This is a genomic window from Tardiphaga sp. (assembly GCF_041424195.1).
Taxonomy (GTDB): Bacteria; Pseudomonadota; Alphaproteobacteria; order Rhizobiales; family Xanthobacteraceae; genus Tardiphaga.
In genome coordinates, this window is sequence record NZ_JBGMOE010000044.1 from 89848 (window position 1) to 104146 (window position 14299).

Below are 14299 nucleotides of genomic sequence, written 5' to 3' on the forward strand. Positions count from 1 at the left end.
AAACTGTTGTACCCGCCCATTTGGCCTGCGATAGTGCCAATTCCATGCGAAAAATTCCGACCAATTCAGCGAGGCCAATTTCGAAGAACGAGCTGCCGCTCGATCTCGCCGGCGCGCATATCGCTGAGGGCGCTTCGTCGCAGGACCGGCTCTATCAGGCGCTCCGTCATGCGATCACCGGCGGTGTCGCCAAGCCCGGCGCAGCGCTGCCGCCGTCGCGTAGTCTCGCAAAACAAACCGGCTTTCAGCGCAATGCTGTCACCAATGCCTATGAACGTCTGATCGCCGATGGCTTTGCCGTCGCACGCGTCGGCTCCGGCACCTTCGTCGCGGCGCGAATCCCAACGCGGGTCGACAGCAGACCGAGCAAGGCGATCGCCATCGAAGCGCCGCAACGTGGCACGCTGGCGCTCGGTTGCACCCATATTGACGAGCAAGCGCTGCGCCGTTTTCGCGCTTTCGCCGGCCGCCGCCTGCGCGCTTTCGGCGCCGAGCATCTGCATTATGGCGATCCGCGCGGCAGCCATGAGCTACGCACCGCCATTGCCAATCACCTTCTGTCGGCGCGCGGGCTGCGCTGCGATCCCGACCAGATCATGCTGACATCGGGCACACAGCATGGGCTGCGCATCGTGCTGTCAGCCATTCTCAAGCCGGGTGAACAGATCTGGTGCGAGGACCCCGGTTACCCCGCCGCACGAAAATCGATCGAACATTGCGGCGCGCGGCCCGTCTCCGTGCCGGTCGATGACTTCGGCCTGATCGTCGCCAAGGGCCGCACGGCCGCACCAGATGCGCGCGCGGCCTATGTCACGCCGTCGCACCAGTTTCCGCTTGGGGTACAAATGGCGATGCCGCGCCGGCTCGAACTGCTGGACTGGGCGAAGGACGCAGGCGCCTGGATCTTCGAGGACGATTACGACAGCGAGTTTCGCTATGACGGCGCGCCGTTGCTATCGCTCGCCGGCATCGATCATCTGCAGCGCGTGATCTATATGGGCACGTTTGCGAAGACGCTGTTTCCCGGTCTGCGCATCGGCTACTGCGCCCTGCCCGAGCGCCTGATCGGCCCGGTCACGACGGCGCGCGCGGCGATGGACCGCTTTCCCGGCACATTGATGGAAGGCGCCGTCGCCGACATGCTGAATTCCGGCGCCTTTGCAGCCAACCTGCGCAAGATGCGCAACGTCTATCGTGAAGCACGCGACGCCTTGGCAACGACATTGACCCGGGCCTCGGATGGTCAACTCACTGTCCCGGTGCCGTCACAAGGCCTGCATCTGGTGGCGAAGTTCGCAGCCAGGACACCGCTCGAAATCGCCGCAGAGGCCAGGGCGGCGGCCGGCGTCGAGGGCTGGTTGCTCGCCGATACCTATCTGCGCGCCCGCCCCGCGCCAGGCTTCGTGCTCGGCTTCGCCGGCCATCCTGTTCGTCAGCTTGTCCCATCGGCCGAGAGGCTGGCGAAAGCTTCGGCGGCAAGTTTACGCGCCCATCGCCACGCTGCGGCCAAACCGCGTGGAACCCGCGCGGGGGGCTAGCACTTGAAGCTGGCTGGCACTTGAGGCTGGCGACCGCTGCGCTTCTAGAATCGGACGCGCATCCCTACAGTTCGGACCGACAAAATGCCCGCAGGCTTATCTGCCCCAACGGAGACCTCATGTCCGGCAATCGCAACGTGCTCTATCTGATCATCGGCGCGCTCATCGTCGGCATCGGCGTCCTCGGCTACAATCTCTACCAGACCAAGAAAGAACCGAGCGGGCTGCAGATCAATGTCGGCCCCGACGGTCTCAAGATCCAGAACAAGTAACAAAGGTCACACAATGCGCTCGGCAATCTGGCTATCAGGACTTCTGGCTTCTCTTGTGGTGGCCACGCCGGCGCTGGCGATCGATCAGGTCAATCGCGAACAGGATATTGTTGACGTCCGCCTCGGCCAGCGCATTCTGGTCGATGATGGCTCCTGCCCCACCGGCCAGATCAAGGAAGTGTCCGGCACAACGCTGACCACGTCCGGTGTGACGCGCGTTCGCAAATGCGTTCCCCGCGCCGGCACCAAGTCACGCTAGTCCAGGACATGCTAGTCTAAGACATGCTCATCAATGCCGCAGCGGCTCGCTAGGCGGCACCGGTGACCCGGTCTGGCCCACACTCGCACCGCCATCGATCGCCAGCGTGATCCCTGTGATCCAGCGCGCTTCATCGCTGGCAAGAAACAAGACGCCATAGCCGATATCCCAGCCGGTCCCTTCTGTACCGAGCAGCGTGTCCGCTGCGCGCGCCTTGCGCATCTCATCGCTCATGCCACGCGACGCAACCATCGGCGTATAGACCGTGCCGGGCGCGATGCAGTTGACGCGAATGCCGCTGCGACCGTGATGTGCCGCCATCGCCCTGGTAAGGCCGATCACCGCCGATTTCGACGTCGGATACAGCAGGCTCGGATGGCCACCGCGCAGACCGGCGATCGATGTCAAATTGATGATGGAGCCGCCGCCGGACTTCATCATTTCCGGAATGGCATATTTCGCCATCAGCATCATCGAGGCGACGTTGACGCGCATGGCGCTGTCCCAGGCGAGATCGTCGACCTCGACGGCGTCGCCGCGCGGCCCGGTGAGGCCGACATTGTTGACGAGGATATCCAGCCGCCCGAAGCCTTCGACTGTCCGTTCGACGATCGCCTCACATGACGCCCGGTCACTGACATCGCCGTCATAAATCTGCGTGACGCCGCCTTCCGCGGCGATCAAACGCGCGGTTTCCTCGGCGGAGTCTACGTCGGTATCGACCAGCGCGACGCGCGCACCATGCCGCGCCAGCAGCACTGCTGCGGCACGTCCGTTGCCGATGCCATCGCCGCGGGACCCCGCGCCGGTGATGATGGCGACCTTGCCTTTCAATCGATCGTCACGCTGGGGCCGGGCCATATCCATCAGAACATGCCGTTGCTGTTGGCGGACTGTTCCGGGATCGGCTGAATGGCATCCCGATGCTCTACGACGACGACAATTTTCTTGTTTGTGTCCCGGTTGCTGGTGTCTGCGGCCAACGCCGCGCCGGATGGAAATATTGATACACAAGAAAAACAGATCGAGACAAATCGCATAAAAACCCCTCGTTCCCCGCCGAACTAACGATGACGAAGCTAAACGGTACCATCAGCGGTGATGGGATGACGAGAGGGAAAGACAGAAATCCGTGATCATCTCAGCGCGACAATGCTACGCAAAACGATCACTTGATATCAACCATTGCTGAATATCGATCGGTCCTAATCCAGCGGTGCCGGATCATACATGCATTGCAGGGTCGGCTTGGCGATCTGCGTGAAGGTTGCGCTGATCATCGACTGCTTCGATGCCGGGATCCAGTCTTTCTCGATGGTAGGCACGCCGCGCTCGCTGATGCCCCGCAACAGTGCCTCGCGCAGATCGGCGTCTTCCACGGTCGCTATGGCATGGTCATGCAGGCAGCCGCACACTTCTTCCGGATGCGCCCAGCGTCCGACCATATGTGGTGAGCACAGGCGCACGAATTCGCCGCGCTGGTCCGGCAATTTCCGCCACGACCAGATCTGCGCCTGCGCTGCACTTCCCGTCATGGAACCTGCAAGGGTGGCAGCGACAGCAATGCCGGTCAGAACACGCAGTCGAGTCATTTCAAAACTTTTCTTTTCGTTTCGCAGTAATCCGCCCGCTGCCCGCCGCGTCGTTGGCCAATAGATACCCAATGCGGGTTTCGGCACGTCTGCGGCCCAAGAGGAAAATGGTTTCGTCGCCCTGCTGAATTGTTTCGTGGCGCCCATGCCGACGACACAATCCGGGCGGAAAATCTGCAAACGTCTTGGAAAGGATGCTTTGAAAGATCGTCTGGCTGTCGCACGCCCTTAACAAAACTGAACCGAAACGCGGCTAAAGCGACTTCAGGAGAGCGTATGCAACCTTTTCAGGCGACTGCGCGTTTCTGTTCACCTCGAAGAGAAGGAATGCAGTCGTGGGAACCGGCAACAACGACGTTGGCAAGGATACCCCGATCAGCGCACCCGGACGGCCACTGATCTCCACAGTCCGCCCGCGTTCCAACTGCCAAGGCGCCATGTCGCAGCAGGGCTACGGCTCGCACGGCAACGAGTGCTATCCACAGCAGCTTGTCCAGCTCGTGGGCCACCGAGACCCGCAGCCCCGACAGTCCTGGGACCGCCTTCGCACGAAGCGTGCGATTACTCACCCGGTCGACTAGCGACAGCCGATCGATCCGGATCGACCGACGCTGCTATTTGATGAAGTCGCCGCACTTCTCGATGGCAGTATCCGTCTGCCCCCAGGGCATGATCGGGACCGATGACGTCGAGTTCTTCGGCGAACCTTCGATGATCCTGTCCGAATAGACCATATAGACCAACACATTTCGCTTGGCGTCGCAGCCACGGACGATCTGCATTTTCTTGAAGAAAAGGCTCCGGCGCTGGCGGAACATGTCCTCGCCCTGATCGCTCTTGGTCCTGAACTTGATGGGGCCGATCTGCCGGCAGGCCAGCGAGATGTCCGAGACCTCTTCGGCCAGACCGAGCCATCCCTTGAAGCCGCCCTTTTCAGGCACCGTGAAGTGGCAGGCGACGCCTTCGACTTCGGGATCATCGACTCCGTAGGTCGCCAGCTTGTCGTTGGGACTGAGCCATTTGAACACGGTGGAGCGCCGGAAGATCAGATCCGGCTCATCCGCAGCCTGTGCCGGGATAGAAGCGAACACTGTCAGTGCCGACAGCACCAGAACGCTGCGCCGCAGCGCCTTGGCCAGTGCGCCAGATCCATTAAATGTCATGCAACTCTCCGTGAGCGATCCGAAATATGTAGGCATTCCAACCGGATTCGGAAGCCGCGATAGGCCGTTGTTAATTCAATGTGAGGCTTTTTTGCTACCCTGATCCCGACTCAGCGGTAGCCAGATCACTCATGCTGGTGAACCCATCTCGCGTCTGCGAGACTAATGTTTTGAGATGGATTCGAGGATACTGGCGTGGCCGCATTTCATTTATCGCGTGAACCAGCGGATAGGAGCCGTTTTCTGAGCAGCACGATTTTTTCCGGCAGCCTCCTGCGGATCGCGCTCGTCGCCATGGCCGGCATTGCCGCTGCAGTGCCTGCCGATGCCGCGGTGTTCTGGACCGACGAAAACCCGATGATCATGCGGGAGATCGAGCCGCCGGCGCCACAACCGCAGCAGCGCCAGAAAAAGCTGAAGCGGCTCGGCACCAAACTTGAAAAACAGGTCAAGGAACACGCCAAGCCAGTCGGCCCGCTGGTGATCAACATCTCGATCGAGCGGCAAACGCTGCGGGTATTCGACGCCAACGGTCTGTTCGCGGAGACGCCGGTCTCCACCGGCATGCGCGGCCATTCCACCCCCATGGGCGTGTTCAGCATCATCCAGAAGAACAAATGGCACCGCTCCAACATCTATAGCGGCGCGCCGATGCCTTACATGCAGCGTATCACCTGGTCGGGCATCGCGCTGCACGCCGGCGCCCTACCTGGCTATGCGGCCTCCCACGGCTGCATCCGCATGCCGATGGCCTTTGCGACGAAGATCTGGGGTTGGACCCGCATGGGCGCCCGCGTGATCATCACACCCGGCGAAATCTCGCCTGCGGAATTCTCCCACCCCCTCCTCGCCGTGCAGAAACCTGCACCGGTTCCGGTCGCAGCGGCGGCACCTCAGAACGTCCCGACGACGCCCGCAGCCGACAAGGTCTCTGTGGATGCGAAGCCCGAGGATCTCGGCCTGAAACCGTCTGCCACCGACCGCGCCAAGACCCAGACCCAGACCGCCGATGCCAGCAATGCGCTGGCAAAACCGGCGCCAAAGACCGTGATGACGGACGCGACACCTGCAAAGGTCGAAGGCACCGTCAAGGCCGCCGAACCCGAAATCATGACGCGCCGCGATCTCGACGCTGCCATTGCCAAAGTGGTCGAACTGCCGACGCCCGAGGTCAAATCGGCTGAGACCGTCGCGGAAGCACCGGCCAGGATTGAGGCTGCCAAGACGGAAGCACCGAAGACTGAAGTCGCAATGTCTGGCACGGCGCCGGTCGCCGCCCCTGCGCCCGACGCCAAAAAGGACGAAACGCGCCCCGCCGATTCAGCCAGGGCCGAGATGCCTGCGGCGCTTGCCGCCGATGCGCCGCCGAAGCGTATCGGTCAGATCGCCGTGCTGGTCAGCGGCAAGGACGGCAAGCTCTATGTGCGGCAGAATTTCGCGCCGCTGTTCGAGATGCCGATCGCGATCAAGCCCAGCGACCGCCCCCTCGGCACGCATGTGTTCACGGCCCGCATCGACAAGGATGACGCCAAGGCGTTCCACTGGACCGCGGTGTCGCTGCCTGCCGTCCCGCGTCGCGCCGACGAGGACGACAATGTCTCGCGTCGCCGCAAATCCACCGGTGCGGTTGAGGTCAAAACCCGCCCGCTGCCGAACAGCGCTGCCGAAGCGCTCGACCGCCTGACAATTCCGGCAGACGCCATGGCGCAGATTACCGAAGCGCTGGCGACCGGCGGCTCCATCGTTGTGTCAGATCAGGGCATCGCCGCCGGCGGCGAAACTGGCCAGGGCACCGAATTCGTGGTGCCGCTGCGCTAGCCTCGCAGCTCCCGCCCTGTAACAGCTTGTTGAGTGCGTCATCGGCGAGATGCCGCTACTCTGCTCGCGAAACAGGATGGGCTACGACAAATGGCGATGATTAATCGCAGACAGGTACTGACGACGGTATTGGGCGCGGCAAGTGTCGCTGCGCTGCCACGTCATGCATCGGCGCAAGGCGCCGTAAGCCGTATGACTGCCTATGGCTTCGTGTTTCCCGGCCTCAAGGGCGGCGACATCAAGCTCTCCGATTACGCGGGCCGTCCGATCATGGTGGTCAACACCGCCTCGCAATGTGGCTTCACCCCGCAATATGCCGGACTTCAGACGCTGTGGACCGAGTTCCGCGATCGCGGGTTGATGATCATCGGCGTGCCCTCGAACGACTTCGGCGGGCAAGAGCCAGGCGGAACCAAGGAGATCGCCGATGTCGCCGAGGGACATTTCGGCATCGGCTTCCCGATGGCGGCCAAGACCGTCGTGAAGGGGCCGAACGCGCATCCGTTCTACAAATGGGCGGCAGAGGCACGGCCGCGCGACCTGCCGCGGTGGAACTTCCACAAATATCTGGTCGGCCGCGACGGCTATCTCACCGACTCCTTTGCCTCCGAATTCGAACCGACCGATACTCGCATCAAGACCGCCGTCGGACGTGCCCTTACCGCGGCCTGAACCGTTCGATGTCGATCCAGGCGCTGACTGGGGATAAGGTCCGTTGCCATAGCGGTACTGCCGGAAATCGCGCTAGAATTGCAGCCACGACCATCTGGATCAGCCCTGCCATTTCGCTGGCGACGCTGATGGCAGTTCAAGGGGAACAAGATGCGCAGTGCGGCAAGTCTGATTTTTGCGAGCGCGGTTTCATTGTGGGCAGCAGGCGCACAGGCGCAGGCGCCCAAGGCCGGTGTTGCAGCCCCGGCCCCTGCGGCAACGCCCGCACCGCCACCCGCGGCTGCACCTGCCCCCGCCAAATCGACCTGCGCCAATCCCGATGCGCTCGGCGTCAGCCGTATCGTCGAGATCGACACGACGGGTGGTCCGGGCTTCGGCTTCGAACATTTCAAGCAGCTCGACTTCCTGCGCGACAAGGAAGTGGTGCTGACCTTCGATGACGGCCCATGGCAAACCACGACGCCGACCGTGCTGAAGACGCTCGCCGACGAATGCGTCAAGGCGGTGTTCTTCCCGATCGGCAAGCACGCCACCTATTATCCGGAAGTGCTGAAACAGGTCGCGGCCGCCGGCCACACCATCGGCGGACACACCTGGGCCCATATCGCGCTGACCAGCAAGAAGCTGACCCAGCAGCAGCGCATCGATGAGATCGAAAAGGGCTTCAGCGCCGTGAAGTGGGCACTGGGCTCAGCCCCCGCGCCGTTCTTCCGCGCGCCGGCGCTGCAGCACCCGCCCGAAATCGTCACCTATCTCGGCACCCGCAATATCGCGATCTTCTCCTGCGACATCGACTCGTTCGACTTCAAGACGCGCAAGTCCGAACAGGTCGTGACCAATGTGATGACCAAGCTCGACAAGCTCGGCAAGGGTATCATCCTGATGCACGACTTCCAGAAGCATACCGCCGAAGCGCTGCCGACCCTGCTGCGCAAGCTCAAGGCCGGTGGCTACAAGGTCGTGCATATGCGCGCCAAGGCGCCCGTACAGACCATCGCGTCCTATGATGAAGCGATCGTCAAGGATGCCAAGCTGCCGACGGTCAGTAGCCGTCCTGTGAACAGCGTCGTCCAGACGATCTCGGAATGATGAGGACTCGTCGACGCCCCTGATGCCCGCATTTCGATTCAACGGCTACGTCATCGTCTCGGCGGACGGCATGCTCGCCGACGCCAGCGGCGTGATGCCCGATACCCTCAAATTTCCCGGCGACCTCGCCTTTTTCACCGCTGGTCTCGACCGTGCTGACCTTGTCGTGCACGGCAGGCATTCGTTCGAGGATCAGCCGAACTCACCGAAGCGGAAGCGCATCGTCGTCAGCCGCAGCATCGTTGCAGTAGAGCCCGATCCCGCGAACAACAAAGCCACGCTGTGGAATCCGGCCGGCGCATCCTTCGAAGACGCTTGCGCATATGCTGATATTCATGCCGGGACCGTCGCCGTCATCGGCGGCCCCAGCGTATTCGAGATGTTCCTTGATCGCATGGACGTGTTCTGGCTGTCGCAGGCGCCGCATATCCGCCTGCCCGGCGGCGAGGGATGCTTCCCGGGCGTCCCCGAACAATCGCCGCAGGACATTCTCTCCAATCACGGCTTGCAAGCGAGTGAGGTTCAGATCCTCGACGCCGCGCATGACGTCAGCGTCACCGCGTGGCGGCGAGTGTCCTGAACGAGGACTACACCTCCGTGTAACCGCCCGGCAGTCGCGCGCTGCGGCCGATACCGGCGATCATGAAGAGGCCGCCGATCAGCGACAGGTTCTTCAGCGCGTGGATCATCTGGTTCTTGGCCTCAGGACCAGTCAGGTTCCAGAAGTCATGGAAGTAGAACGTTGCGGCCATCACGAACAGCACCAGCACCAGCGCGAAGAAGCGCGCGCCGAAGTTCAGCGCGACGAAGATACCGCCGATCAGCTCCAGTGTTGCAACGGCGATCGCGAGGATCTGCTTCAATTCCATGCCCGCCAGCCCTTCGAGCTGCGTCGCATAGGGCGTCACGACCGCAGGGATCGTCGGAATAACCTTGTTCGCGATCGCATCTGCCGTTGCACTGAGGTCGAGAAACTTGGATGCGCCAGACGCAATGAAGATCACGGCAAAGAGAATGCGCCCAAAAGTAATAAACGCTGGCATTGGTCGGCCTCGCTGGACTGCAATGGATACTCATCGAAATAGATGACGAGTATGATCATTCCATCGCATTTTTCAAACGAACAAATGGATGACCTCGTTCAAGCCATCCATTTATCGCGAGCCCGTTCAGATCGGCGAACTATCCAAAAACGCAATGGCCAGGAATCGTCCAGTCAGCGCCAGGCTGCTGAACGTACTAGCCGAACAGACTCGCCTGCGGACGCCCAGCCCGCTCCTGCGCCTCGACCGCGGCCACCGCCGTCATGTTGAGGATACCACGCGCCGTCACCCCCGGCGTCAGGATATGCGCCGGACGCGCCGGGCCGATCAGGATCGGGCCGACCGGGAGCGCATCGGCCAGCGTCTTGATCATCTGATAGGCCACATTGGCGGCATCGAGCGTCGGCATAATGAGGACATTCGCCGAGCCTTCGAGCTTCGAATGCGGGAGCACGATCTTGCGGGCCGCTTCCGACAGCGCGGTATCGCCCTGCATTTCGCCATCGGACTCGATTTCCGGATGCTTCTCGCGCAGTAACGCTGCGGCGCGGCGCATCTTCTTCGATGAATCGGTATCGTAGCTGCCGAAATCCGAATGCGACACGAAGGCAACTTTCGGTTTCATAGCGAAACGCTGGACGTGAATCGCCGCCAGCGCCGCGACCTCAGCAAGTTCTTCCGCACTCGGATTCGGCCGCACCTGCGTATCGGCGATGAAATGCGCACCTTTGCTGGTAATCATCAGTGCGAGTGCTGCAAAGTCGGTGACCCCCGGCAGGAAGCCGATGATCTCGCGGACATGACGCAAATGGCTCATGTAACGGCCTTCGACGCCGCAGATCATGGCATCGGCTTCGCCGCGCACCACGGCGAGCGCCGCAATCACCGTCGCATTGGTCCGCACGACCGTGCGCGCCGCATCCGGCGTCACGCCATTGCGGCCGGCCACGTCGATGTAAGACTGCACGTAAGAGCGATAACGCGGATCGTCCTCGGGATTGATGAGGTCGAAATCCTTGCCGGCCTGGATCGCCAGACCGAAACGCTTGATGCGCGCTTCCACCACCGACGGGCGACCGACCAGGATCGGACGCGCCAGCTTCTCTTCCAGCACGACCTGCGTCGCACGCAGCACGCGCTCGTCTTCACCTTCGGCATAGATCACGCGCACCGGCTGGGTCTTCGCCTTTGCAAAGACCGGCTTCATCACCAGTCCCGAACGGAACGCAAAGCGTTCAAGACCCGCGGTGTAGTCATCGAAGTTTGCAATTGGCCGCGACGCGACGCCGGACTCCATTGCGGCCTTCGCCACCGCCGGCGCGATGCGCAGGATCAGGCGCGGGTCGAACGGGCTCGGGATCAGCGAGCCCGGACCGAAGCCCTGAGTCTCGTTGTCGAAGCCGGCCGTCACGGCGTCCGACGGCGGGTCTTGCGCAAGCTGCGCGATGGCATCGACGGCGGCGATCTTCATCGCCTCATTGATCGCCGTCGCACCGCAATCGAGTGCACCGCGGAAGATGAACGGGAAACACAGAACGTTGTTGACCTGGTTTGGGAAGTCCGACCGTCCGGTGCAGATCATCGCGTCAGGGCGAACCTTCCGAGCCTCGTCCGGCATGATTTCGGGCGTCGGATTGGCGAGCGCCAGCACCAGCGGCTTGTCGGCCATCTGCTTGACCATCTCGGGCTTCAGCACGCCCGGCGCGGAAACGCCGAGGAAGATGTCGGCGCCGGCGATCACGTCGCCCAGCACGCGCGCATCGGTCTTCTGCGCATAGACCGCCTTCCAGCGATCCATCAGCGTGTTGCGGCCTTCATGGACGACACCGTCGATATCGCAGACCCAGATATTCTTCTTCTGCGCGCCGAGCGACACCAGAAGATTGAGGCAGGCGATCGCCGCAGCGCCAGCGCCGGAGCAGACGATCTTGACGTCCTTGATGTTCTTGCCGTTGAGCAGCAGCGCGTTCTTGATGGCGGCGCCGACGATGATGGCGGTGCCATGCTGGTCGTCGTGAAACACCGGGATCTTCATGCGCTCCTTGAGCTGCGCCTCGATCTCGAAACACTCCGGACCCTTGATGTCCTCGAGATTGATGCCGCCGAAGGTCGGCTCCAGCGCCGCGACGGTCTCGACCACGCGCTCGATGGTGTCGGCGGCGATCTCGATGTCGAACACGTCGATGCCGGCGAACTTCTTGAACAGAACCGCCTTGCCTTCCATCACCGGCTTCGAGGCCAGCGGGCCGATATTGCCGAGACCAAGCACCGCCGTGCCGTTGGAGACGACGGCTACAAGATTGGCGCGCGAGGTCAGTGACGCCGCTTCATTGGGGTCAGCAGCAATCGCGAGACACGGCGCCGCTACGCCGGGCGAATAGGCCAGAGCCAGATCACGCTGGTTGGCGAGCGGCTTGGTGGCCTGGATTTCGAGCTTACCCGGCTTGGGAAGACGGTGATAGGCAAGCGCCGCGCGCGAGAGATCTTCTGAGGATGATGACATGCGTACTCCCGCGCGTCGAAACCGAACATGTGAAGGGCTGGACGGATGAGTTGTTCGACAGATTCAGTGGGATGTCTATCGTGCGGGGGGCCTTGGACGCAACCGCTTCCATGGCATGTCAGACGCTCTCCCCAGCTGCAAATTAGCGGCTTCCGCCTCGAACCGATCGTTGCGAGGTGCCGTCTCAAGGGGATGAGCTGCCTTGCCCGGTCGCGCGAAAAGGGGTAATTTGATGCCGTCGCAGCCAGATGGCCTCCGCCGGCGCCGCGGCGCCTGCCATTTCGCCTTCAGCCTGTGGCACCGCTCCCCGTCCCGATCTCCGATATTTCAGCAGCGGCGATCAAGATCGCCGATGCAGCGGCAAGCTTCATTGAGACGCCGCACGGCACGCTGACCGTGAAGATCACGCCCCGCGCCAAGCTGCCAGTGATGCAGCTCGTTCAATTGCTGAAGAGCGACCCCGCCGCGGAGCTGTCGCTATTCCAGATCGACGTGCAGAGCACCAAGTAAGCGCGCGCCTGCCGGAAATTACTTCTCCGGCAGGTTCAGCCTGATATGTGCCTCACGCAGCTGCTTGGGTGTCGCCTCAGAAGGCGCGCCCATCAACAGATCTTCGGCGCGCTGGTTCATCGGGAACAGCGAGATCTCGCGCAGGTTGTTGGTGCCACACAGCAACATCACGATGCGATCGACGCCCGCTGCCATGCCGCCATGGGGCGGCGCGCCATACTGGAAGGCGCGATACATGCCGCCGAAGCGCTCGACCACAGTCTCCTCGCCATAGCCGGCGATCTCGAACGCCTTCACCATGGCTTCCGGCTTGTGGTTGCGGATGCCGCCCGAGGCGATCTCATAGCCGTTGCAGGTGATGTCGTACTGGAACGCCTTGATGGTCAGCGGATCCTGCCCGACCAGCGCATCCATGCCCCCCTGCGGCATCGAGAACGGGTTGTGCGAGAAGTCGACCTTCTTGTCGTCCTCGTTGTACTCGTACATCGGGAAGTCGACGATCCAGGCCAGCTCGAACCGCTCCTTGTCCGTCAGGTTGAGCTCTTCGCCGAGCTTGTTGCGCGCAAGCCCCGCGAACTTCCAGAATTTCTCGGGATCGCCGGCAACGAAGAACGCCGCATCGCCCTCCTTCAGGCCGAGCTGCGCGCGGATCGCTGCCGTACGCTCTGCGCCAATGTTGTTGGCGAGCGGGCCCGCTCCCTCGCCGCCTTCGCGCCACATGATGTAGCCGAGGCCGGGCTGGCCCTCGCCCTGAGCCCAGGAATTCATCCGGTCGCAGAAGGCGCGCGAACCGCCGCCCGGTCCAGGGATGGCCCAGACTTCGTTCTTGGTGTCTTCGAGCATGCGCGCGAACACCTTGAAACCCGAGCCTTTGAAGTGCTCGGAGACGTTCTGCATCACCAGCGGATTGCGCAGGTCCGGCTTGTCGGAGCCATACTTGCGCAGCGCCTCGGCGAACGGGATCCGCGGCCAGTTCTTGGTCACCGGCTTGCCCTTGGCGAAGTCCTCGAACACGCCTGTGATCACAGGCTCCATGGCTGCGAACACGTCGTCCTGGGTGACGAAGCTCATTTCCACGTCGAGCTGATAGAACTCGCCGGGCAGACGGTCGGCACGGGGGTCCTCGTCGCGGAAACACGGCGCGATCTGGAAGTAGCGGTCGAAGCCCGACATCATCAGCAGCTGCTTGTACTGCTGCGGCGCCTGCGGCAGCGCGTAGAACTTGCCGGGATGAATGCGGCTGGGCACCAGAAAGTCGCGCGCGCCTTCCGGCGACGACGCCGTCAGGATCGGCGTCTGGAATTCGAAGAAGCCCTGCTCCTTCATCCGCTTGCGCATCGAGTCGACGATGGCGCCGCGGGTCATGATGTTCTGGTGCAGCTTCTCGCGACGCAGGTCGAGGAAGCGATACTTCAGGCGGATGTCTTCCGGGTATTCCTGATCGCCGAATACCGGCAGCGGCAATTCTGCAGCGGCGCCCAGCACCTCGATGGCATTGATGTAAATTTCGACGTCGCCGGTCGGCAGGTCGGCGTTTTCGGTGCCGCCGGGACGGCGTCGCACCAGACCGTCGATCTTGACCACCCATTCCGAACGCAGCGTCTCGACCACCTTGAACGCCGGCGAGTCCGGGTCGGCGACGCATTGCGTCAGGCCGTAATGGTCGCGCAGATCGATGAACAGCACGCCGCCATGGTCGCGGATACGATGGCACCACCCCGACAGGCGAACGGTCTGGTCGATATGGCTGTCGCGGAGCGCGCCGCAGGTGTGAGACCGGTAGCGATGCATGGGTATCCTGGAAATACGTCAGAGGGCGGAATCGGGTTCGCGATCAAGC

14 protein-coding genes are annotated in these 14299 nt (G+C 62.3%); 8 read left to right on the forward strand and 6 right to left on the reverse strand.

The genetic code is table 11. The features are described from left to right. The first annotated feature begins 44 nt into the window (after positions 1 to 44). From ACEK02_RS06490 to ACEK02_RS06500, 3 genes are all read left to right on the forward strand, one after another. Positions 45 to 1538, forward strand: coding sequence for a PLP-dependent aminotransferase family protein (locus ACEK02_RS06490; RefSeq protein WP_371420978.1), 1494 nt, complete (start codon positions 45 to 47; stop codon positions 1536 to 1538). 119 nt (positions 1539 to 1657) lie between these two features. Continuing rightward, complete coding sequence (locus ACEK02_RS06495; protein ID WP_165826841.1) at positions 1658 to 1810, forward strand: hypothetical protein; 153 nt, start codon at positions 1658 to 1660, stop codon at positions 1808 to 1810. A gap of 13 nt (positions 1811 to 1823) precedes the next feature. After that, entirely contained in the window at positions 1824 to 2069 is a 246-nt protein-coding gene (locus tag ACEK02_RS06500; RefSeq protein ID WP_371420979.1) for a DUF6719 family protein, read from the forward strand. A gap of 30 nt (positions 2070 to 2099) precedes the next feature. Here ACEK02_RS06500 and ACEK02_RS06505 read toward each other — a convergent pair whose 3' ends face one another. The 3 genes from ACEK02_RS06505 to ACEK02_RS06515 all read right to left on the reverse strand — a co-directional run bounded on the left by ACEK02_RS06505 (position 2100) and on the right by ACEK02_RS06515 (position 4824). Beyond that, positions 2100 to 2936, reverse strand: coding sequence for an SDR family NAD(P)-dependent oxidoreductase (locus ACEK02_RS06505; protein ID WP_371420980.1), 837 nt, complete (start codon positions 2934 to 2936; stop codon positions 2100 to 2102). Positions 2937 to 3274: 338 nt separating this feature from the next. Continuing rightward, complete coding sequence (locus tag ACEK02_RS06510; RefSeq protein WP_371421002.1) at positions 3275 to 3604, reverse strand: hypothetical protein; 330 nt, start codon at positions 3602 to 3604, stop codon at positions 3275 to 3277. Between the two features lie 671 nt (positions 3605 to 4275). Then, a complete protein-coding gene (locus tag ACEK02_RS06515) occupies positions 4276 to 4824 on the reverse strand; it encodes a CreA family protein (RefSeq protein WP_371420981.1) in 549 nt (182 codons plus the stop codon). Between the two features lie 195 nt (positions 4825 to 5019). Between ACEK02_RS06515 and ACEK02_RS06520 the strand changes: the two genes are divergently transcribed. The 4 genes from ACEK02_RS06520 (at position 5020) to ACEK02_RS06535 (ending at position 8983) form a co-directional block, all read left to right on the forward strand. Next, positions 5020 to 6642 carry a L,D-transpeptidase gene (locus tag ACEK02_RS06520; RefSeq protein WP_371420982.1) on the forward strand — a complete coding sequence of 541 codons (1623 nt, stop codon included), beginning with the start codon at positions 5020 to 5022 and terminating at the stop codon, positions 6640 to 6642. 96 nt (positions 6643 to 6738) lie between these two features. Continuing rightward, the gene (locus ACEK02_RS06525) at positions 6739 to 7314 is read left to right on the forward strand and encodes a glutathione peroxidase (RefSeq protein WP_371421003.1); all 576 of its coding nucleotides are present in this window, start codon (positions 6739 to 6741) and stop codon (positions 7312 to 7314) included. 150 nt (positions 7315 to 7464) lie between these two features. After that, positions 7465 to 8403, forward strand: a complete 939-nt coding sequence (locus ACEK02_RS06530) for a polysaccharide deacetylase family protein (RefSeq protein WP_371420983.1) — start codon at positions 7465 to 7467, stop codon at positions 8401 to 8403. Between the two features lie 22 nt (positions 8404 to 8425). Beyond that, positions 8426 to 8983: a dihydrofolate reductase family protein gene (locus ACEK02_RS06535; RefSeq protein WP_371420984.1), complete on the forward strand. Its 558-nt coding sequence runs from the start codon at positions 8426 to 8428 to the stop codon at positions 8981 to 8983. 7 nt (positions 8984 to 8990) lie between these two features. Here ACEK02_RS06535 and ACEK02_RS06540 read toward each other — a convergent pair whose 3' ends face one another. Then, positions 8991 to 9446: a DoxX family protein gene (locus ACEK02_RS06540; RefSeq protein WP_371420985.1), complete on the reverse strand. Its 456-nt coding sequence runs from the start codon at positions 9444 to 9446 to the stop codon at positions 8991 to 8993. A gap of 196 nt (positions 9447 to 9642) precedes the next feature. Continuing rightward, positions 9643 to 11949 carry an NADP-dependent malic enzyme gene (locus ACEK02_RS06545; protein ID WP_371420986.1) on the reverse strand — a complete coding sequence of 769 codons (2307 nt, stop codon included), beginning with the start codon at positions 11947 to 11949 and terminating at the stop codon, positions 9643 to 9645. A gap of 294 nt (positions 11950 to 12243) precedes the next feature. Between ACEK02_RS06545 and ACEK02_RS06550 the strand changes: the two genes are divergently transcribed. Beyond that, positions 12244 to 12459 (forward strand): hypothetical protein, encoded by a 216-nt coding sequence (locus ACEK02_RS06550; protein ID WP_371420987.1) that lies wholly within the window; start codon positions 12244 to 12246, stop codon positions 12457 to 12459. An 18-nt stretch (positions 12460 to 12477) separates the two neighbouring features. Here ACEK02_RS06550 and aspS read toward each other — a convergent pair whose 3' ends face one another. Then, the gene (aspS, locus tag ACEK02_RS06555; RefSeq protein WP_371420988.1) at positions 12478 to 14250 is read right to left on the reverse strand and encodes an aspartate--tRNA ligase; all 1773 of its coding nucleotides are present in this window, start codon (positions 14248 to 14250) and stop codon (positions 12478 to 12480) included. Positions 14251 to 14299 lie beyond the last annotated feature (49 nt).